Source organism: Bacteroides luhongzhouii (assembly GCF_009193295.2).
In the GTDB taxonomy this organism is placed as follows: domain Bacteria; phylum Bacteroidota; class Bacteroidia; order Bacteroidales; family Bacteroidaceae; genus Bacteroides; species Bacteroides luhongzhouii.
This window is the reverse complement of record NZ_CP059973.1, coordinates 2,391,266-2,414,700: the sequence shown is the minus strand read 5'-3', so window position 1 is coordinate 2,414,700 and position 23,435 is coordinate 2,391,266. Positions and strand designations below refer to the sequence as shown.

15 protein-coding genes are annotated in these 23,435 nt (G+C 42.4%); all 15 read right to left on the bottom strand.

The annotated features are described in order from the left end of the window. Positions 1-3: 3 nt before the first annotated feature. The 15 genes from GD631_RS08760 to GD631_RS08690 all read right to left on the bottom strand — a co-directional run bounded on the left by GD631_RS08760 (position 4) and on the right by GD631_RS08690 (position 23,198). Positions 4-1,383, bottom strand: a complete 1,380-nt coding sequence (locus GD631_RS08760) for a hypothetical protein (protein ID WP_143259087.1) — start codon at positions 1,381-1,383, stop codon at positions 4-6. An 8-nt stretch (positions 1,384-1,391) separates the two neighbouring features. After that, positions 1,392-2,756, bottom strand: a complete 1,365-nt coding sequence (locus GD631_RS08755) for a hypothetical protein (protein ID WP_143259086.1) — start codon at positions 2,754-2,756, stop codon at positions 1,392-1,394. A 30-nt stretch (positions 2,757-2,786) separates the two neighbouring features. Next, positions 2,787-4,730 (bottom strand): RagB/SusD family nutrient uptake outer membrane protein, encoded by a 1,944-nt coding sequence (locus tag GD631_RS08750; protein ID WP_185911607.1) that lies wholly within the window; start codon positions 4,728-4,730, stop codon positions 2,787-2,789. A 20-nt stretch (positions 4,731-4,750) separates the two neighbouring features. Next, on the bottom strand, positions 4,751-7,900 hold the full coding sequence (locus tag GD631_RS08745; protein WP_143259085.1) for a SusC/RagA family TonB-linked outer membrane protein: 3,150 nt from the start codon (positions 7,898-7,900) through the stop codon (positions 4,751-4,753). A gap of 314 nt (positions 7,901-8,214) precedes the next feature. Then, positions 8,215-12,180, bottom strand: a complete 3,966-nt coding sequence (locus tag GD631_RS08740) for a two-component regulator propeller domain-containing protein (protein WP_143259084.1) — start codon at positions 12,178-12,180, stop codon at positions 8,215-8,217. Positions 12,181-12,190: 10 nt separating this feature from the next. Further along, complete coding sequence (locus tag GD631_RS08735; protein WP_153260291.1) at positions 12,191-12,328, bottom strand: hypothetical protein; 138 nt, start codon at positions 12,326-12,328, stop codon at positions 12,191-12,193. A 148-nt stretch (positions 12,329-12,476) separates the two neighbouring features. Further along, positions 12,477-12,671 (bottom strand): helix-turn-helix domain-containing protein, encoded by a 195-nt coding sequence (locus tag GD631_RS22425; protein ID WP_185911606.1) that lies wholly within the window; start codon positions 12,669-12,671, stop codon positions 12,477-12,479. A 966-nt stretch (positions 12,672-13,637) separates the two neighbouring features. Next, positions 13,638-15,029, bottom strand: coding sequence for a phosphoglucosamine mutase (gene glmM / locus GD631_RS08725; protein ID WP_143259082.1), 1,392 nt, complete (start codon positions 15,027-15,029; stop codon positions 13,638-13,640). A 37-nt stretch (positions 15,030-15,066) separates the two neighbouring features. Beyond that, positions 15,067-15,762: a BamK family beta-barrel-assembly machinery protein gene (gene bamK / locus GD631_RS08720; protein ID WP_143259081.1), complete on the bottom strand. Its 696-nt coding sequence runs from the start codon at positions 15,760-15,762 to the stop codon at positions 15,067-15,069. Between the two features lie 118 nt (positions 15,763-15,880). Next, positions 15,881-16,918, bottom strand: coding sequence for a DHH family phosphoesterase (locus GD631_RS08715; protein ID WP_143259080.1), 1,038 nt, complete (start codon positions 16,916-16,918; stop codon positions 15,881-15,883). A gap of 46 nt (positions 16,919-16,964) precedes the next feature. Beyond that, positions 16,965-19,112, bottom strand: coding sequence for a ComEC/Rec2 family competence protein (locus GD631_RS08710; RefSeq protein ID WP_143259079.1), 2,148 nt, complete (start codon positions 19,110-19,112; stop codon positions 16,965-16,967). 8 nt (positions 19,113-19,120) lie between these two features. Beyond that, positions 19,121-19,771 (bottom strand): ribulose-phosphate 3-epimerase, encoded by a 651-nt coding sequence (gene rpe, locus GD631_RS08705; protein ID WP_143259078.1) that lies wholly within the window; start codon positions 19,769-19,771, stop codon positions 19,121-19,123. A gap of 64 nt (positions 19,772-19,835) precedes the next feature. Further along, positions 19,836-20,807: a methionyl-tRNA formyltransferase gene (gene fmt, locus GD631_RS08700; protein WP_143259077.1), complete on the bottom strand. Its 972-nt coding sequence runs from the start codon at positions 20,805-20,807 to the stop codon at positions 19,836-19,838. A gap of 33 nt (positions 20,808-20,840) precedes the next feature. Beyond that, a complete protein-coding gene (locus GD631_RS08695; protein WP_143259076.1) occupies positions 20,841-22,634 on the bottom strand; it encodes a chloride channel protein in 1,794 nt (597 codons plus the stop codon). Further along, on the bottom strand, positions 22,635-23,198 hold the full coding sequence (locus GD631_RS08690) for an L-threonylcarbamoyladenylate synthase (protein ID WP_143259075.1): 564 nt from the start codon (positions 23,196-23,198) through the stop codon (positions 22,635-22,637). It abuts the gene before it with no gap. Positions 23,199-23,435: the final 237 nt, after the last annotated feature.

Sequence of the window (23,435 nt, the reverse complement as noted above, 5' to 3'; positions counted from 1 at the left end):
TTATTATTCTTCCTTTCTCTGCATCTTCATCCACATACCACCGTTCTCGGTAGCATCTGTATCCAGACACAACAAGTAAATGTAGAATTTATTATCACCAGCTACCTTCAAGCGGTCATAACGGACCACAAACAGTCCTTTCTCGTTAAACCAAGTATCTAACAAAGGTTTGGTGTATGCATTCATATCTTTTACCTGTTGAGGGCTCATCGTATTACCGCAAGTTTCACCCTCACCCGACAAATTAGTGAAGCGTATCCAATCTTTATCCACATTGTTCACCCGGATATTAGCTCCCGGTTCACTACTTCTAAAAGCAAGGTTTGCAAACCACCATGACCAAATGACCAACGGACGCTGCGTGCAATCCGCATTTTTCCATCCAAAGTCATATTTCATGAGGTTGATGTCCGCTATAGTGCCGCCATCTGTGAAAGAACCTTTTGTGCATTCCCAGATTTCATCACAGGCAGCACCCTTATTCTGCTCCTTACAGAACGAAAATTCTTTGCCTGCCGTCACATAATCAAAATCAGTTACAGCATCCTTGTTCGAAATGAATGTCACACCGGACATTCCTTCAACAACCACCGTTTCGCCACTACAATCTATGGCTTTAAACGCATAAGTATTTCCATCCAATGCCTTGATTCCTTCCACCGGAGTTTTTAATTTAAATACTTTTCCCTCTTTTATCAGCATTGATTCGTAATATTGCGTATGCCCGTTCACATCATTTCCACTCTTATTTTCAAGCGTAACAATCTTCACAGAAACATCTGAAACACCAGCCAATGCCAAACCATAATAGCCGATCAGATTGCCGGAAGCATCACAAATCACTTGATTATCCAATAGGTTCTTGGCAAATAATTCTGTAAACTCCGCTTTAGGTGCCACTTTAGTCTCTATATAACTTTTCGCCACCGTATGCAACTCCATCTTTCTGCCGGTAGCCACACCGACCAATATCAGTTTAGTGCTTTCCTCTGCTCTAGTAACGTCTACTGCCGGAACTTCAGTGATAATAAATTTCGTATCCACATATTCCGGACTTAAGTTCTGAAAATGAACATTACATTTATCAATGGTCAACTCTACCGCTTTACCACTTGTTGCAAAAGCAGTCTTCACTTCTATTGCTTGTTCCAAGAAATCGGAATCAAGAATTACCGTTCCGTCCTTGCTAAACTGAAAGAAGAATTCACGTCCCTCACATTCAGTCATCCAACAACCCTCCGACGCATTATAAAGTACTTCTTTCACATCCGATGACTTCAACCGATCACTCTCGCCATATCCTACGTCACTCAAATCAATAGTGTTGCATCCCCACAAAAGGAACATACACAATACACCGTATATATATGATAATTTATTCATGTTTATGTTTATTGATGATTGTTCAAGAATTTCTTTACTTCAGCCACATATTCATTCCATAAGTCTTCCATAGACATGTCAGGATAGCTTTCTTTCAGGATATATTTCACTGCATACTCCAAACTCCAGTCGTTAGTCAGTGCATCCATCTTAACAGTCCATGGCAGCATGCGCACAAAGTCACCGTTATAAATTCGCAGCCAGCTCATGAAAGCGCCAGAGGTGTTATAATCAATCTGCCAAACATAAACCTTGTTATCCTGCGGGTCTTTATACGGTTTCTCAATCGCAGCTTTGTATTCATTAATCTGACCTTCCGTGGCGAGTCCGAAGAATCCGCCGTTGGAGATTTTCACTGCATCCGGCCACCCTTCCTGATATCCCTGCTTATCGCAATCTTCACCCTTCTTCTCATAATGTCCTTTGTGGGGCATCCATTCTACACAGTGCCCCATTTCGTGCATCACTACAGCCTGCATATCGGGTAGTAACCACCAAGCGTCGCTGGTCAAATTGTTTTCCGATGCCGGATAAACAATACCACGTCCTTCATTATGGCTTGGATAGTCGAAGGCATAAGCCCCTCCAGTCTGTTCTTTCTTAATCATGAAAGTCAAATTTTCGTAAGGGTCGCAAGCAATGTTGTGAGGCTCGAACGACATGGTAGCACAGTCCATATAATACCATTTGCGGAACTCTTCCTGCGTTGCGTCCGCACCACTATATCTGTTGTACAGCCATTCTACAGTACGTAAATTCGAGTTGCTTTCAAAATGTATTTTCAGCGGATTGCTCTGACGTTCTCGAAACTCTTTCCAAGCCATATAATTCATATTCAGCGTCATCTCTGCATTGGCAAGGTGTTCGCTCAAATTTGTCCAGTCGCTGTATTGTTTGTTTCCTTCTTTGTCTACGTAGATAGAGCGGAAACGGCAATCACGTGCGCCGTGTTTGGTAGTAACCACTACTGTACGGAAACGACTCAAGTTCAGCGTAGCATTCGGCAGTCCGTTGTCTCTCTTCACGGTCAGGTTACCGAAATCGCCTATGTTGGGAATCATCACGCGTTTCTCTTTTGTTTCGGTGAGCAGGGAAGCGAACTCAACTTCGGCTCCCACATACTCGTTTTTCTTCTCCCACGCATCGTTGCTACCGTCCCAAGTGATGTAAAGTTCGTTCAGGTAAGCATCATACTTTGCCTCGGAAATCGGAGCGGGTGCATAACCTGCCACCATAGCTCCATTTTTCGGGCTTTCCCAGCTTCCTTTATAAATGTCAGGAATCTGATATCCGTCTTCCTCGCCATAGCATCCACTCATGGTCAACGACACCAAAAGCCCCAATGCCATATTTTTCCAATATTTTGTATTCATTACTTCTAAAAATGTGTTTAACAATTAAATTTACCAACCTAAGTTCTGTACCAATTCGGGGATACGACGGATGTCATCGTAAGGGATCGGCATGAAATATTGTTTCTTTGAGAAGTTGGCACGATTTTCGAGCAGGGTACGTGCAAAGAAGTCCGGATAATCCTTATCCATATTCATACCGTACACATTACCACCCTCGCCACCTTTGTGATATTCGGGATAAATCCAGTGATCGGGATCATTGTTGCCTTCGGCCACTTTCCAACGACGAACGTCGAAGAAACGGTTCCACTCGAACGCCAACTCCACAATACGTTCGCGACGGATACGGTTGAGCAAGTCATTCTTTGTCTTCGGACAAAACACTTTCCCGCCCTCATTAGTGAATGAGTATTCGGGGATACCGGCACGCTCACGAATCTGGTTCAATTGCAATAGTGCGCCTTCCAAGTCGTCACACATACAGAGTGTTTCAGCATATCCTAAAATCATATCAGCCACACGAAGCGTGGGAGAGAACATTTTAGAACCGTCATCTTCCGTAGCTTTTGCTCCCTTACGGATTAGGTAGCCTGAGTCGGGACAGTCACCGGAAGCTTTCGATTTACCGCAGGTTCCACGTGCACCATTTGTAAAATCCGTACGATGTTCTTCGTTTTGACTACCATGGTTCAGCCAGATAGAACCATTGTAAGTGACATTTACATAGAAACGTGCCTCACGGTCTTTCCACTGTTTCAATACATACGAATTGTCTGCATCGAAATATTTCAATTCGGTATCATTCTCGTCATAACACTGTCCGGAAGTAAAGTTACCAGCAGAAGGTACTCCTTCAAATTTGTTATAAGAGGGGTCACGGTCTATTGTCAGCCCATTCTTTGTAAAGAACATATCCACTGTTTCTTGTGTAGTATAATAACCTCCACCACCGCTCACACTAGTGTCTTCGAAACCTGAGAACTTAGGACAAGTCCAGTAAGTGTAGTCCCATTGGTCGCGCAATTTTACCATAATCAGTTCGTTGAAGATGACATCATAGTTCTTCGTATAGAAAGCAGCAATAGCACGACAGGACTTGTAGGGGTCGAGCTTACCATTCGTATATACTTTCGTCAGCCCGTAGTTCTGCGAAATGGCGAAGTTGAAGAACTCTTTATAAGCTTCGTTGGCTTTATTCCATTTAGTGGGATCCTCCGTCTGCGGGAAAAGTTGTTTGCCATCTAAGTTTTTGACAGATGCCATATCTGTGTTTCCATTAAACAGCGGGCTTGCCCAATATAAATATAACTTAGCTTTCAAAGCCTTGCAGATACCTACGTCCATACGTCCCAAGTTATTTTTGGAAACTCGGTTCGGCAGATCGCCTGAATCAATAGCCTTTTGCAATTCATTAGCGATAAACTCCACACATTCATCTACTGAGTTGCGCACCTTAATCAATTCTTCTTTAGAAGCATCCAAAGGTATCGGATCTTCGCCAATCAAAGGTACAGGGCCATAAATGCGAAGCAACTCAAAATAATAGTAAGCACGTAGTACACGCGCCTCTTCTTTCCAACGTCCACGTACGGAAGCACCTACTTCCTGACATTTGTCTACGTTCTGAATGAAGGTGCTTGCTTTGGCAATCGCTTGATAATAGTCTGTAAAGTAGCGGCTGGCCTGGCTATAAGAAGCAGTAGCCGCTCCTGTTGTCCATTCTGCATACGTCTTGTTCCAACGGTTGGCTCCTTCCAATGACGCTTCGGTAAAAATCGCTCCGTTCATGTTTGCGTCCACATGGAGCACATCGCCCACCTCACGAATATAGCTGTATACATTATTCAGATATTGCTCTGTGCGTTGCTTTGAAGCAAACGTTTCTTCCAATCCGAACTGCTTGCCCGGAATAGTCTCAAAGAAATCGCTGCATGACGACATCCCCAAGCAAATCAAAGCTGCTGCAACATATTTTCTTATTTCTGTTTTCATACTTTTCTTTTTAGACTCGGTTAAAAATTAAACTTAAGACCTATTGAATAACTTGATACGTTAGGATAAGCCGTACCGTTAGATGTATTCAATTCCGGATCCCACAATTTGAACTTAGAGAACGTGAGCAGGTTGGTTCCCATTAGATAGATCTGTGCGTTCTTAATTAACAGCGGATCTGTCCACTTCTTAGGCAGCGTGTATGAAATGTTAACTTGCTTCAAACGCAAGAAACTGACATCTTTCACCCACCATGAACTTGGCTTCACGTTATTGTTGTTACCGTCGCTACCCACTGATAAACGAGGATAGAACACGTCTTGATTAGTAGGATTGTCCGCACTCCAACGGTCGGTAATATTTGCAAATACGTTGTCGCGTCCTTCATCATCCCAGAATGGTTTTATAGAAATGCCGTCCAAATAGCGGTCAGCCTGTGCGTTTCCTTGGAACAAAGCACTGAAAGAGAAGTTACCAACTTGCAAATCTGCTCCGAATCCGTAATAAATTCTCGGAACGTCCCCACGGCCAATTACCGTTTTATCGTAATCGTCAATCACACCGTCATCATTCAAGTCGCGATATTTAATATCACCCACATGAACCGTACCAAACTGTTTGGCATGGTCGTCAATCTCGTCCTGACTGGTAAATAGTCCATCAGCAATATATCCCCAAATAGCATTCACGTTTGTTCCACGAGTTTCCATCCATGGATAGTCTACAGGCGGCTGATCGTTTTCTATAATCTTATCTTTGTTGAAGGTCATATTACCACGTACGGTAAGGAAGGCGTTTTTACCAATCTTCTGCGTATAGTCCAGCGCAATTTCAACCCCCTTATTCTCTACAACCCCCAAATTGGCATAAGGATTCTCAATCCATCCTGCATAGCTCGGCACAGTGCTTCGCTGTAAGAAGATATTATCACGGCGTTCCTTAAAGAAGTCAATAACAAATGAAAGGTTGTCGTTTAGTAATTTCAGATCGATACCCAAATCCTGCTTGCATGATTTAGACCAAGTGACATTCACACCATACTTTTCTTCGCCATAACCGCTGGCACCACTATGCGAGGTACCAAACCAAGTGCCACGTAAACCTCCAAATACACCTTGATACATAAAACGACGTCCTGTAGCCGTATCACTACCTACCCAACCATGTGTATAACGGAATTTCAAGAATGATATATATTTGCGTAACGATTCCCAAAATGGCTCATTAGAAACTGCCCAACCCAAACCGAATGCGGGAAAAGTACCGTAGCGATTACCTGGGGTGAAGTTTTCCGAACCATTAATACCTAAATTGAATTCAGCAAAATAACGGTCATTCCAAGAATAGGTAGCACGTCCGGCAAAACCACGCTGCTTGTAAGCCATGCCTCCAATGACATCAGAAGCATTTAAATCCCAGTATATTTTCTGGTTATAAAGCAACAAAGCACTTACACGATGTGCACCGAAATCGCGTTCATAATTTAAAGAAGCCTCCGTATAAACGGTGCGGTTGCTCGAATGAGTAGGAATGTCAAGCGTCAAGTTTCCGTCTGCTTCACCCAATACGTCATACAAATATTCCCCTGTTTCTGCATCAAATAAGGTATCTTCAATCCAAAGCCCGTTTTCGTCTGTAGCTCCTTTAAACTTATACATTGGTTCGCTACGGTTGTAGTTTCTACGACGTGAATTATAGGTGTCGAACGCTATCATTGCAGAAGCAGAAAGTCCTTTGCTCCATTTCCAGAAGTCCAAATCCTGCTTTACACGTACATTTGAGTTCAACTGAGTGCTGAATTCATCATAATAACCTCCACGAGCCAACTTACCATAAGGATTGAATTTCTGCTGCGTATTGATGCCCGGAATCATTCCATTGGGCAATACCATCGGATAAATAACCGGATTGACATCCATACAAGAGGCATATAAGGATGCAGCGCTGCTTTGTGGATAGTGTCCCTGTCCCAAATAGCCGAAAAATCCTAAGTCAATAGCCGTCTTTGTTGTAGGCTTCAAATTTAAGTTTGAAGTAAAGTTGTATCGTTCATACTTCATCGACGTATTATAATTCTCCAGCTTGAAGTTACGTGTCATACCGTTTTCGCCATAATAGCTCAATGAAGCATAATAGCTTGCCTTCGGCGCACCACCACGAATATTGATGTTGGCACGGCGATTGTGTCCCCAATCGTTGAATAATTCGTTTGCCCAATCTACGGCCGGATACAGATACGGATTATACAAACGAGGATTATCATTCGGTAACAAGCCGTTCGATTTCTTCGTAGCATCGATATACGCTTGAGAATAAGCAATGGTATTATTCTTATTCATTTGTGCTTCGTTGCGCGCTTCCATGTAAGTATAAGCATCGGCCATATCCACCTTTTTAGTCATGCGGGTGAGACTTTCATAATAATCCACGCTAAATGTCGGTTTACTGATGTGTCCGGGTTTTGTCTTTACAATTACCACACCATTAGCACCACGCACACCATACACGGCAGTAGCAGAAGCATCTTTCAACACAGTAAATGATTCAATGTCTTCCGGATCAATATTATTGAAACTACGTTCTACACCGTCCACAAGTACCAACGGACTAGAACTCTGCCCATTTTTAACTAATGTAGAAATACCACGAATCCAGATATCCGACTCGTCATGTCCCGGTTCACCACTGCGCTGCACAGCAACTACACCGGCAATACGTCCGGAAATAGCTGAAGATAATTTGGCAGCAGGCATTTTGATAGCTGAAGCATCCAATGAAGACTGTGCACCAACAACAGACACTTTACGTTGATTACCGTAACCTACCACTACCACCTCATCCAGCGACGATACATCTTCTACCAAAACAATATCCACCACTTTCTGTTTGCCAACTTTAACCTCCTGTGGTTTATATCCTATATAAGAGATTACTAAAACAGGATTCCCTGCTGACAATTTTAAAGTGTACTGCCCATTTGTATCGGTAATGGTACCGTTCGTCGTTCCTTTCTCCTGTACACTAACTCCAATGAGCATTTCTCCTTTCTCATCCGAGATACGTCCTGTGACCGAACCGCCCTGCGCACGCATTGTTACACTACACGTAAGCAATAATAGCAGCAGCCACAAAGACCTGATGCGATGTTTTTTCATTTCAAACAAATTCATACTACTTGTTTTAAATTAATAATAAGGTTATCAAATGTAATAATTGTACGACAGCAAAATAACGGGATTCAAAAAGAAATGAAATACTCCTACACGCCAAAAACAAAGGGAAGAAAAAAATGTCTGTTTGAAGTACATCCGGTCATTTAGAGTACAAATCAGAAGCCTAATAATCAACACAATACATAATTAAATCGAAAAAGGAGAGTACAACTTGTAACATTAGGAAAACAGCATAGTTCAGCATAGATCAATTTATCGCCCGCAACATTATGTTCAAACATACTCGCCAGTATGTACAAATAATAAAAATTTTACTCTTCGTTCTTCAAATGAGTCTCCCTGTAAACCTTTGGTGTCACGCCAAACTTACGCGTGAACTCTTTATAGAAATAAGCGCGGCTAGAAATGCCGACATCAGAAATGACATCTTGTATAGACAATTCTTTATTCTGCAGCAAACGAACAGCTTTTTCCATCCGGTAGTCTTTAATCAAATCACTTGGAGTCATTCCGGATATTTCTTTGAGTTTCCGACAAAATTGGCGAGAACTCATCAGCATCTGTTCTGCGATGAACGTAGAACCCAGATCTTCCCGGTCCAAATTCCGCTCAACCACTTGCAGAAACTTCCGGACGAAATCCGCTTGCTCGGCAGTGGTGCAAACAATGGAGTTCGTCCAACCTTCCAACTCTTCCAAATACACCTGTTTAGCCTCCCGTTTACCATAGATTACCTTCTGAATGGTTTCTTTCAAGAACGGTATGTCATAAGGAAGAACCAGATAAGAATCTGCCCACTGAATCAGCTCCCGTTGCATGGCTGTACTAACCTTCCAAGTCAACATCGGAATAAAGGCAGTCTTCGAAAGTAGTGAACGGTTCTTGTCGACATATTTCATAAACGTACTTTCAACATCCGCATACATCTGCATATCCACCAGAAACAAGACAGGGGGTGAAGTGTGCATCTCATCAAACGCCAGCTGCACGCTTCGCACTGGACGAACGTCATACTCATCGGAAAGCAAAGCACTAATGAGCCATACGATCTCTTCACGGTCTTCCAGCAATAAAACGGTTTTCTTCATCCCATCCTGCGTGGCGATAGTCACCGGTTCAAAAGTGATCGTCAGCCGGTGACCGCCCGATGCTTCATCCATCACACAACGGAGTGTGCAGTTCTGCTGTTTCAATGCCGAAAACACAAAACGTTGCATCGTCCGAATACGGAACCGGTCATCCGAATCTTTCCCTTTCATCGGCAATAATTCCGGTTCGGTCAATATCTTATATAGCCCCTCTACCGTATCATCCGAAGAAAAGAAAGTTAACATCATCCGGTTTTCGTCTTCTTCCATACTGACCGAAACCGCACAGGTATTCCTGTCGGCCAAGTAGAGACCACAGAAATAGAGAATACAGCGCAACGCATTCTTATAAACAGGAAATGTGAAATCCACCGGAATATCCGGACGGATGGAAGAGACATTGTGCCCTTCCTTTTCGAGTATCTGAAGCACTTCTTCCACCAGCTGGGAAAGAGACAGTCGCCCTGTAACAAAGAATTGTAGAGATGACAATAGCCGAAAACACTCGTCGCCAATCCCGCACCCGAATAGCAAAGCCATAACAGCCTCACGTATCTGACCTACTTTATCAGCATACTGATCCGGTGAAAGTGTCTTGTCGTTCAACTGGTCGCAAGCTTGGTAAATGAGCGTACAGTTATCGAGCACCTCGCGTTCCTTGTAGCTATCTACCACTAATGAAGCGTTACGGCTTTCGCACTCCAGCAACTCCTGCATCATACGTTCATGACGAAAATATTTGAGAAATAAGTGAATAACATATACCGCGAGCACAAGCCCGATCAACAAATAAACAATATATGCATAAACCGTCCTATACCAAGGAGGAAGAATATAAATGGGAATAGTAAACGTTTTGTATTCGGTAGCAAACACATCTTTCTTATAACGCACTTTAAAGAGATAATTGCCCGAAGGCACACTAAAATAAGAGGCCTCATTGACACTGCTAAATGCTCCCCAATCCCGATCATACCCCTCAAGCATATAAGAGTATTCTACATCTCCGTCACTCGTATAATCCGGCACGACAAAAGAAAGAGAAAAAGACACCTTCGCCCCTTTCATCTGCAACCCTTTCCTGTCCGGCAAATAGTGATCCTGTAAATTAACGAATGTTTTCTCAATCACTAACTTGCGCAACAAAACCTCCGGATAATATTCCGGAGCGGAAGGCACATTCTTGTTCATATAGAGTAGCCCGTCGATTCCTCCGAAAAAAAGATTTCCAGTGTAAGGACAGCGATAATAGGCATCGTCGCTAAATTCTCCGATTTGTATGCCGCCACTATAATAATAAGCGTGCGAAAAGAAATTGTCCGGATTGAACTTGATAAGACCGCGGTTCGTCCCCAGCCAAAGAAGCCCGTTGGCATCTTCCAAAATACTGTGTATCATATCGTTGAGCAATCCTTGCTCGCGTCCGACATGAACGGGTTCCAACCTGTTCTCCTTGAAAGTGACACGCACCAGACCGGCAGTAGTGCCTACCCACAACTCTCCACGACGCCAATGTAAACACAGCACATCATCCACGGATTTGTGCAGCATCTCGCTCAAAGAGAAGACTTGATATTCTTCCGTCTTCCGGTTGAAACGCACCAATCCCCTCTGCTGACTGCCCAGCCACAGCAAGGAATCTCCTTGGGGCACCATACTATAATAGAGATTAAGTTCCTGTTGCTCGTAGTAGAATTTGTAATGTTTCAATGACTTTATCCGAAGCTGTCCATGCCCGTTGTCGAGCACTACCTTACAAAGCCCTTCGCCCGAAGTGGCAAGATAGAGTACACTGTCATTCTCTTCAACGATGGAATGTACTTCATTACCGCCCTCCACCGGAACTCCGGCATCAGTTCCCGCCAAAGAATGAAGTTGACCGTCGCCGAATGAATAATAACACAAACCCGGAGAAGCGGCTCCCACCCAGAATCCGTTTCTATAACGGCTCTCCCGCATAGCATAGATTCGCAATTCTCGTTCCGGCCTCACGTAAGATACCGCAGGCTGTTTTCCGTCCAACGAATAGACCTCTACATCGGACGCCCGCACTCCGTCACGATAATTTTTCACATGAAGCAGACCGTTTCCTTTGGTTCCCACCCAAAGGCCGCCCTGTTTATCCGTCATAATTGCCCTTACCTGCCGAGTTAAATTGGGAGAGAAGCTGCTCAACATCAGATTGGTGGCAATGGTGTATTTCCGCGAATACATCACCGCTCCTTGCCCATCGGTTCCCACCCACAAAACTCCCTGCCGGGGATCATTATAGATGCCAAAAATCCGCATATTCCGGTCAATCACTTCTTCCGCATATCGCTGGGAAAGACACAAACGCATCAGTCCGTTGGTATGGAAAGCTAAAATAATGTCTTCATAAAAAGGCACAATGCCGGTGATAAGCCCATACTTCCGAACCAGTTCACCAATATTCCGAATATAAATCTTGGACTTTCTTGAAATATCGTACACGAAAAGATCATAGTCGGAGTCATAAAAGCAAAACACGCCATTCTGGTAGCATACATATTCTATCCGCTTCTGATGAAAATGGGAAGGAACGGTGGTAAGTTGGGTGGACAGAGTATCCTGATCGAAAGCGCTCAATGAGAAACGATACAGGTCACCACTTTCATAGGGGAAAAGATACAAATCACCTTCATCAGTGACAAACGCCCTGACATCGACTTTCAGCATATGGATGTCCGGCATCGGAATGTTAACAAAACGATGGTGAAACGTATTATAATAAGAAATCCATCCGTAGCCCAACACCCAAGTATTCCCTTTCTGATTGGAATGAATGACAAAGTCTCCTCCGAAATCGTAATTGTTAATGATCTGCCGAGAGTCTTTTGAAAAGCGGTTGGCTCCCGAATGCGTGGTCATCCACAAGCAACTGCTATCCGCCTGTTGAATAGAGTGCACAATATTATTGCTCAATGTTTTCTGCTCGGAAAAGTCGGAGCGGAATACTTCCATGTTTTCTCCGTCATAACAATTCGCACCGTCATACGTTCCAAACCACATCAATCCTTCGTTATCTTGGAAAATACTTAATACGGCACTATTGGAGAGTCCTTGCTGATAATTCACGGTCCGGAAAAAATAGTTTTCGTTCTCTTTATCTGCACGGACAGTCAATGAGACAGCCAGTGTTATAAAAAATAAAATCAGATGTATTTTCATCGTACTTTCTTTATATTACAAATCGTTTTTTCCCCTCCTTCTGGAGTAGTAATTCGATCTTATATTCCAACCATCCGATATGACGGTCCAATTCCATTATTTTCTCATCTTCGTATTCGAACAGTTCGAGCAACCATTGAGCAACCATTGGTTAAATATGCTCACTATCCATTGGGAAACTGCCTCTAAAGCAATTTACGGTGCATCACTATCATTTAAATTAAAGTTCCGGCGGATATTTTTCAACCAGTCCGGCTGCGCTTCCCAATCGGCGGGAGAGAGCAAAGTATTCAGCATCATATCGGTAGGAAAACAAAAAAATTACATAGTTTTACAAGCAACCCGAAGTCCGAAGCCGTCACTTTTTTCTCATAATTGGAAATTGTATTCGCCTTAATTCCTAACTTTTCAGCTAGTCCTACCTGTGTCACATTTACATATTTCCGGATAAATATCAGGCTCCTTGAGAAATATATCAAATCTTTCGCCATAATCTTTTGCATTATCAATGTAATCTCTAATTATACCACCGAAATGAAGGAAGCAAACATCTATTTATCAAAATAATCCGAAGCAAATATAGTGAATTAATATAAATAATGCCAAAATAAAGCAGAAAAGTAACTTACAACCGCATACTCCTTTCATTCTGCCCAAAAGGTTAGAAGCAGAAAGTGGCAAAATAAAGAAAGAAAATCAGAACAGAAGCACTGTGTAGTAGCTCATTGACGGTGCGGCAAATGCTTTCTTGCTTTACAAATACGGCTACCGGAAACGAGAAAGCAATTAGGATCAGTTCGAAAACTTGGGGGATTTGATTTAGGGCAATCACATTCTTAAAATTAAAATAAATTCATGCCGGTACGGAATCAAACCATAACCGTAAATAAGGTATATGGTTTAACACTATATAATGTCGGCTCTATATGACAACTTTGATATTCTATTGATAGACAACTCAAGTCGGCTACTTGGTCAAATATAGTTGGCTGCTTAGACGACTACAGTTGGCTGAATGGTCAACTCCATTCGGCCAATATCTATGTAGGCTATTTCAATCCAATATTCAAGCATATTCGTCTTCTGATATCCTCCCATACGAAAAACACATCTAATCTTTTGTTTTAACTTAGGCTTCTTTCTCAAAAAGTAAGGGACGCAGTGTGAAACATGTGAAGGATTAAAAAGAGAAGCTTAAATCACAGTAAACACCTGTCACACTATAACTTATGAGCCTGTGACACTTGTGAAGGTCAAAAACATTTTTTTAAATGGATCAAACTACCACAATTTTGATTCATAACCAAAACAAATCATTTTAAGTATGGTTATTCAAACACACACCAAAAAAAAATTAAACAGAACCAGCAATTGCCTGTCAGATGGATAATAAATAAAGGGAGAGCTTGACTGTGAAGCTCTCCCTTTATTATTTTTCCGATGATGTTAATGAATTGTTATTTCTTGGCTAATTCATTAATCACATCCATTATCTTCTGACCGATTTCCTCAGCAGCCTCCATGGTAGAAGCTTCGCTATATACGCGGATGATCGGCTCTGTATTACTTTTACGTAAGTGTACCCATTTGTCAGCAAAGTCAATCTTCACACCGTCGATATCATTGATTTCTTCATTCTTATAGATTTCCTTCACTTTTGCAAGGATAGCATCTACATCGATTTCCGGAGTCAGGTCGACACGGTTCTTAGCTATGAAGTAAGGAGGATAAGTGGCACGAAGCTCGCTAACTTTCTTTCCTTCATGAGCCAGGTGACTAAGGAATAAAGCAATACCTACCAATGCATCACGGCCATAGTGGCTGGCAGGATAGATCACTCCACCATTTCCTTCACCACCGATAACGGCATTGGTTGCTTTCATCTTCGTTACAACGTTTACTTCACCTACAGCAGAAGCACTGTATTCCATACCATATTTGCGGGTTACGTCACGCAGGGCACGGGTAGAACTCAAATTAGAAACTGTATTCCCCGGAGTATGTTTCAGTACATAGTCAGCCACAGTAACCAGTGTATATTCCTCACCGTACATTACACCATTTTCGCAGATCATTGCCAAGCGGTCAACGTCTGGGTCTACAACGAATGCTACATCTGCTTTGCCCCCTTTCATCAGGTTCATGATGTCACCGAGATTCTTTTCAAGCGGTTCAGGGTTGTGTTGGAAATTTCCGGTAGGTTCACAGTAGAGTTTTTCTACATGTTTCACCCCCAAACGTTCAAGAAGTTCAGGAAGAATGATACCGCCTACAGAGTTCACACAGTCAATCGCTACACGGAAATTGGCTTTCTTGATAGCTTCTACATCCACCAGGTCAAGAGCCAATACACTGTCGATATGTTTCTGATTATAAGTCAGGTCTTTGCGGTAAGATCCCAAGTGATCGACATCGGCATAGTCAAACTCTTCAGCTTCAGCAATACGAAGTACTTCGTTGCCTTCGGCTGCATTCAGAAATTCACCATGTTCATTCAGCAATTTCAGTGCATTCCACTGTTTCGGGTTATGAGAAGCTGTCAGGATAATACCGCCACAGGCGCCTTCCATCGTCACAGCAAGTTCTGTGGTCGGGGTAGAAGCAAGATCGATATCTACTACATCCCAACCCATCCCCATTAATGTGCCGACTACTACGTTTTTTACCATTTCACCCGAAATGCGGGCATCGCGCCCCACAACAATCTTGTTGCTCTTCACTTTGCAGGTCTTACGAATCAAAGTAGCATAAGCTGAGGTGAATTTTACAATGTCAAGCGGGTTCAGTCCTTCCCCCGCTCCTCCGCCGATGGTTCCGCGGATTCCAGAGATAGATTTGATTAGAGTCATAGGTTTTTAACTAAAAGATTTATCTAATGTTAGTGCTTTAGCTTTTTGCTTTCTCAAACTTCCGGATATCATAGAAATAAGGATTGACATATTGTTGTGCAGTCGTATGTCCCATCTTAGAAGGTACAATCAAGCGTACATGGGCATTATTACGCAAATAAGGTAAGGCAATCAGCCATCCGGATGGAATTGCGGTTCCATAGCCATTACTATTCCATAATAAATCGTAATCCAAACTACCGGATAAAACGATTCCATAAACAGTAGACGCGTTTTGTACATAACGGAATGTTAATGGAAACTTATAATAATCAGGAACATCCATCCATTCTTCCAAAGGTACATTGAAACAAGTAACCTCTCCTGTCATCATATCCTTTTCTACATAACGAGTACAAATGATGTTATTATTAGCAAAAGTATCTACCTTGTTAATAAATTCAACTCCATCCTTATCTTTCTCTTTTCCTCCACGATCTACAATCTGCATATATACACCATTGGAGAAAGCAACGTATTCGTCATATTCATTTCCTGCTTCTTTCGAAGCTGTAACAGTATCCCGTTCGAACTCTTCCAATGAAATGACACGGATATCATTATCTTTGATGAACTTATTCACCGCATTTTTCTCGTCTTCCAGCATTTCTGCATAAGTCTTCGAATTGTCGCATGCCTGGAACAGACTTCCGGCGGTTAACAAAGAGAGAAATAAAAATACAAGTTTCTTCATTATCTGTTATTTAGCTATATTCCGTACAAATGTATCTCAAAATCATTAAAAGTTGAAAAGGGGAAGTTGAAAGTTCGTATCTTTTAACCTTTCCATATTCACTTTTAACCTTCCATCTTTAGCTTTTTGCTGTTAGCAAAGGTTTATACTTCTCAAGCGCTTTCTCAAAGACTGCTTTTGCCTCTTCCATCGTTCCGAAAAACTCACCGCCCGAAGCGTTCAAATGTCCGCCACCGTTGAAAAACTCAGCTGCTAACTGATTACATGGAAAGGTTCCTACCGAACGAAGGGAGATTTTAATCATCGGCTTCTCTGTATCTTCCCGCAAGAAGCAGGAGAAACAGACATTCTTGATAGAAAGGGGAATGTTCACAAAGCCTTCGCTATCACCTTTTATATAGTTGAACTTACTTTGCTCGGCTTTTGTCAATGTGATTAATGCCGAGTTGCAATCTGAGTAAACAGTCATGTTCGACAGTACATAACCCATCAAACGCAAACGGCTCTCCGAATAGGTATTATACACCTTACGGTAAATATCATCCTTATCGATTCCTTTAGAAAGCAGTTCGCTGATAATAAAATAAATTTCCCGGTTATTTGAATTATAAGTGAATCCTCCTGTATCTGTCATCATGCCTGTGTAGATACATTCTGCGCCTTCCTTCGAGATATCACTGAAATATCCCATACGACAAATCAGCCGGAATATCAATTCGGAAGTAGAGGAAATCTTAGGATAAGACATTATAATCTTACAGAAATCTTCGGGATACAGGTGATGATCGATCATGATTTTACGTGCAGGAGATGCAGCCACAGCATCTGCCATATCGTCAATACGCTTCAGTGCATTGAAGTCGAGACAACAGATTACGTCAGCTTCGGCTATCAACTTATCGGCAAAATCTTTGTAACGGTCATACAAAAGAATGTCCTTGCTGCCCGGCATCCATCGCAGGAAATCGGGAAAGGCATTCGGCACAATTACGTTTACTGTTTTTTCCTGTGAATCCAGGAAATGATATAATCCCAGTGAAGAACCGATAGCGTCGCCGTCAGGAGAAACATGAGATACAATTACTATTTTGTCAGCTCGTTCAAACCATTTGGTGAAATGGTCTATTTTGGCTTGTTCAATTACTTTCGTCAACATACTCTTAAACTTTATCAAGGTGCAAATGTACGATAAATCTTTGTACTTAGAGCAAAAAGCGGACAGAACCTTCGTCGGATAAAGAGATAAATCGCAGACCGGATTTCTTGCATTCGCTCTCAAAGAGGTGTTTGCGGTATTCCGAGAGGGACGCGTCCAATATGACATAAGAGAAAGAAAAGACCTGTGCGAGTTCTTCCAGATGGCCGTCATACCCTTTGCATAAGTAAAGATACTGAATATATAACGGAGAAACGGTGGATTTGTTTCGCCAACGGTTATCGTTTATGACACAAACACGACAACCATGATAAGATATAATCTGCTGTTGACGGTTAAGTTCAGCGTGCCGGCAATCAGTTGTTATTTTTTGGGGAGGAAGAAGGTGATGATGCTTCCAGTAATTAACTGCCATGCGTTTCAGACGTTTTTCATTGGAGAGAGTATCCATATAGTTTATCCAGGATTGTCCGTCACTCTTTATGCAATGTACTGCCGGACAACCACGCACATTGTAAAAGACCAAACTCGTTCGAGGACGATCCAGCCAATACAATGTTGCATGACAAGCCCCCAGCAACAAGATAGAAAAAAGACAGATTTGTAGATTCCGGTATCGGCGATTCATGCAATAATAGGTTACCAAAGCGATGACAATATAGATACCCAGCACTTCTGACTGATAAAGCCAAATTCCATCTACAGAAGCGTAAGGAAGCTGTTCTACCCATCGGACAAAGAAATTAAGTCCTTCCAGTAACTTCTTGACACCTCCGGCCACTCCTATCTGAAGCCATGGGAAAGGAGTCAGAAGAAGCATCACGACAGCAGCATATAAGATAATCGTAATCAAAGGAATAACAACTAAATTCGTCAACAGAAAATGCACGGAGAATCGGGAAAAATAAAACAGAACAAGCGGAGCCGTTCCTATTTGTGCGGCAACAGATACACTCATCAGTCCCCAAACATACTTTCCTATTCTACTTTTCACGGTAATCAAATGGTAGATCGGCTTTTGAATAAGCAGGATAGAAGCAACGGCAAGAAAAGAGAGCTGAAAACCAACATCGAACAACCATGCAGGATTACAGAATAACATCAACCACGCAGCTGCCGCTAATGTATTTAAAGATAAAGGTTCACGACCAACCATATCCGCCATAGCTAAAATCGAAAACATGCTGACTGAACGTACTACCGACGGAGAAAGCCCTGTAAAAAAGGCAAAGGCCCACAATAAGACAAGAAGAAAAACAGAACGCACACATCTACCTATATTTCCTCTTCGGGCAACAGGTTTCAGAATAAAAAAAAGCATTGTATATAAAAGTCCGATATGCAAACCGGATAAAGCAAGAATATGACTTGCACCGGCCACCGAATAACTTTCACGAACCGAATCACTTAATTCTGTCTTATCTCCTATTGTTAGTGCTGAAAGTACTGCCAATTCATCCCCGGTGAATCCCAGCTCCTGATAAAGTGAAACCATGTTTCTTCTACAAGAGCTGGCTACACTTTTGAGGTCAAAGTTATTCATTCCGTCTCGTTGCAAAGAGATGGATGAATTAGCAGAAGATAAAGGTGGTGTGTTTGAAGATAAGATTGTCCATTTCCCGGATGCAACATATCCTGTTCCGCTAATGCCTTTCCGCATCAGGAAGCGGGCGTAATCAAATTCATCAAAGTTTTGATTGTTGAGAGGAGGAGAAATGCGGGCAGAAATCAGCAGTTCATCTCCACTCTTCAAGCAGGAGGAAAACGAATCTTGCTGTAGATGAAGAATCGCAGTATGCCCTATCGGATATATACCCGCAGTATCACGACGTTCCTCCAATAATACCTGACAGAGGTAAGTATGCTCTTTTGTTTGAGGCGCATCCGTTATCAAAACCCGGTACACTGTTTCTTCTTCCGGAAAAGAACAGACAGCCTGTTGCAATTGTCCAGTCATACCAAGCCATCCTCCCGTGAAACAAAGAGCAAAGACAGCTACCCCAAAACACCATCGCAATGAATAGCGTTTCAGAGAATAAAGAGCAAAAGACAATACTGCAAAAAAGCCAAAGAAGAGAATACCACAAAGAGGGAGCCATGAACGGTCAAAAAAATGATCTCCACAAAAAACGCCTGCTATCCAGGGGATAAGCAGGCGTATAGATGGATATCGATGGATATAAAAGGAATTCAATAGATTAGTTACAGTTCGTGCAACTGACGAATCATTCCTTCCGGATCCGGTGCACCAAAGACAGCATTTCCAGCCACCAGTGCATCGGCTCCGGCCTCAACCAGACGAGCCCCTGTTTCCAAGTTCACACCACCGTCTACTTCAATCAGGGCTTTCGAACCTGTCCGTTCAATCAAGGCACGCAGTTCACGAACTTTTTCTACCGAATGTTCGATGAATTTCTGCCCGCCAAATCCCGGATTCACGCTCATTATAAGCACCATATACACATCCTGAATAATATCTTGCAGAAGAGCCACAGGAGTAGCCGGATTGATCGTTACAGCCGGCTGCATCCCGGCTTCCCTGATTTGTTGAATCACTCGATGCAGATGTGGACAAGCTTCATAATGCACATTCATCGTATGAGCGCCCAATGCTTTTACTTCCGGAATGAATTTCTCCGGGTTTACAATCATCAAATGCACATCCAACGGTTTCTTACTTAGCTTCGCTACATATTTCAGTACCGGAAAGCCAAATGAAATGTTCGGAACAAATACTCCGTCCATAATATCAATATGTACCCACTCCGCTTCACTGCGGTTTACCATTTCAATATCCTTTGCCAAATATCCGAAATCGGCAGAAAGAATGGAAGGAGCGATAATCGGTTTCATAATTCTTTTATTTTAGGTTCTAATTGTCTCATGTTCGGGACGGTTTATTCTATTTATTGTCAGATCACTTCATCTTACACCCATCTTCCAGGTGATAACCACGAAGCAATTCATCGATTTTCAGTCGTTTCTTACCGGGTAGTTGTAAAGAAAGAATAGACACAAATCCATCCGGTACAGCTACTTTCATAAATTTCTTGCCATCAGTCACGATTGTTCCGGCAGCCAATTGATGTGATTCGTAAACCTTCTCACTTTCAAATATCTTCACGGTCACACTTTCTGCTTCTTCAGAAGCAATCAGTTCACTCCAGGCAGCGGGGTAAGGTGATAGTCCACGGATAAAATCGTAGATCTTCTTCACCGACTGATTCCAGTCAATCCGACAGGTTTCTTTAAATATCTTCGGAGCAGGACGGAGTTCACCGACAACTGCCATTTCTTCTTGGGGGATTGGTTTGACCGTTCCATTCAATATAGCATCTACTGTTTCAAGAACCAGTTTTCCTCCCAACATCATCAATTTATCATGTACCATTTCTACATTATCCGTATCTGCAATAGGCACACGTACCTGCTGAATGACTTTTCCGGTATCTATCTCATGCTGCAAAAAGAAAGTCGTAATCCCAGTTTCCGTATCACCGTTGATAACCGCCCAGTTGATAGGAGCAGCTCCACGATATTGAGGAAGTAAAGAAGCATGAAGATTAAACGTACCTAGCCGCGGCATATTCCATACCACTTCCGGCAACATACGAAAAGCAACGACAATCTGTAAATCCGCTTTCCACTCACGCAACGCTTCCACAAAAGCCTCATCTTTCAACTTTTCCGGTTGAAGCAACGGTAAATTCTGTTCGAGCGCGTATTGTTTGACAGGAGAATACTGTATTTTATGTCCGCGTCCGGCAGGTTTATCGGGCATCGTAATCACACCCACTATATTATAACCGCCTTCTACCAATTGACGCAGGGCCTCTACCGCAAAATCGGGAGTCCCCATATATACAATTCTTAAATCTTCTTTCTTCATATTTTAAATATGTTATCATTACTTAGGCACGGATTAGTCTTCAGAAAAATGTACCAGCACTTGCCGATACGAATTAAAGATCTTTGATTTAGAGACAAATCCCTGATAGCGGCCTTCCTCATCTACTACCGGAAGATTCCAGGCTTTCGTATCATCAAATGTTTGCATTACTTGTTCCATTCCATCCGTATCGAAGATTTTGGCAGGAGCCGATGTCATCAATTTATTAACAGTGAAACGATGATAAAGTTCTTGCCGGAACATGATGTTGCGAATATCATCAAGCAATACAATTCCCAACAATTCACCCGTTTTCTTATCTGTCACCGGAAAGACATTTCGATGGGAAGCTGCGATTGCTTTCACCAGTTCTCCCAAGTCCATTTCCGGGTGTACGACAACGAAATCTTTCTCCACCACATTTTCCATTTTCATCAGCGTCAACACAGCTTTATCTTTGTGATGTGTCAGCAATTGTCCCTTCTTAGCCAAACGCATCGAATAGATACTATGAGGTTCGAAAGCAATAATTGTCAGATATGAACTTACGGATACGATCATCAACGGAAGAAATAAATCATACCCGCCTGTCAGCTCAGCTATCAGGAACACCCCTGTCAATGGAGCGTGCATGACACCACTCATTACTCCCGCCATTCCCATCAATGCGAAATTCTTCTCCGGCAAATAAGCGGAGAAAGCAAAGTCATTGCTAAAATGAGAGAAAACAAAACCGGCAATACATCCCAAATAAAGCGAAGGAGCAAAGATACCACCACAACCACCGCCACCGTTCGTCGCACTGGAAGCAAATACTTTCAATAAGATAATCAGCATCAGATAAACCAGCAACAAATTGCCATAGCCATAAAACATAGAGTTGTTCATGACCGTATCCCACTCTGCGGCAGACGTTCCATTCAGCAAAAGATTAATCGTATCATATCCTTCACCATAAAGAGGCGGGAAAAGGAAAATCAATACACTCAACATCACACCACCGAAAGCCAGTTTCTTGTAAGGGTTATTGAGTTTGCCAAAAACACCTTCTACCGAATTCATCGCACGTGTGAAGTATAACGAAATCAGTCCGCAAAAAATCCCCAGCAAGATAACGAAAGGAATACGTTCCAATTCAAATGCCTGATCGAGGTGGAACTTAAACATAGCCTCTGTACCGGTGATTATATAGGAAACTGTTGCAGCTGTCACAGCAGAAATCAGCAGGGGAAGTAAAGAAGACATGGTTAAGTCAATCATCAGCACCTCCAAGGTAAATACCAGTCCCGCAATCGGAGCTTTAAAAATACCGGCAATGGCACCTGCCGCACCACAACCTACGAGCAGCATCAACGTGCGATGCTCCATCTTAAACACGCTCCCGAGATTGGAACCGATTGCCGAACCTGTCAGTACAATCGGTGCCTCTGCTCCGACTGATCCACCAAATCCGATGGTTATGGCACTGGCGATAGTAGACGACCAAATATTGTGTCGCTTGATACGTCCCTGCCTACGGGAGATGGCATATAGAATTTTGGTGACCCCATGACTGATGTCATCCTTTACAATATTACGCACAAACCAACCTGCAAGAAAAATCCCGACTACCGGATATACCAAATACAGGTAGTTAGCTTCCGTTGCATTGAAATTATCAGTCAGGAAATTCTGTATCTGATGGATAAAGAATTTCAATATTAACGCGGCAAACGCAGTGAAGATTCCGACCAGAAAACTTAATATCAGGATAAATTGCTTCTCCTTTATGTTCGCTTCCCGCCATTTGATGCAACGCTGTAATAAACTAAGTTTCTCTCCTTTCATTTATTCGCGAATTATCTTTATCACTCCACCTTTTTCCAACTTAATAATACTTGAGGGTTTCGGCTTATTCATATCATCCTGGCGAAAGCCAACGATATAATCTACCGCCGATTTGATTTCATCACTAATTTCACTAAAATTAGCAGCACCCGGCTGCCCACTGACATTAGCCGAAGTAGAAACAATTGCTTTACGGAACTGCTGACAGAGCCTTCTGGAAAAATCTTCATTCGTCACACGAATCCCTACACTACCATCTTCGGCCAGCAAATTGGGTGCTAAGTTACGTGCTCCGGAATAAATAATCGTCAACGGTTTGTCGGCAACTTCAATCAAATCCCATGCTACATCAGGTACATCCTGTACATAAAAATCTACTTTCACCGAAGAGTCCACCAACACCAACATAGCTTTGCTATCAGCACGTTTCTTAATCTCATACACCCGGCGCACAGCCTCCTCATTAGTCGCGTCACAGCCTATACCCCATACGGTATCAGTGGGATAAAGGATCACTCCTCCTTCATTCATCACCTGACAGGCTTTTTTAATATCTTCTATCATTTCTTGATTAATTTCCGTTAAGAACAAGACGCAAAAATAACACTTTTATTCCATTTAGTGAAATCTATCCTGACGTTTTTAAACTCCCCTTTCAAATCAGCTATTCGCAGACAAGACAAGAGTTTAACTATTGAACAATAATATACGTTGATACCACAAGGCATACAAAAAGAAAGAACGATGTAAACCATTGTGAGAATCTACATCGTTCTATAAAAAACAGATCATTCAAAAAGT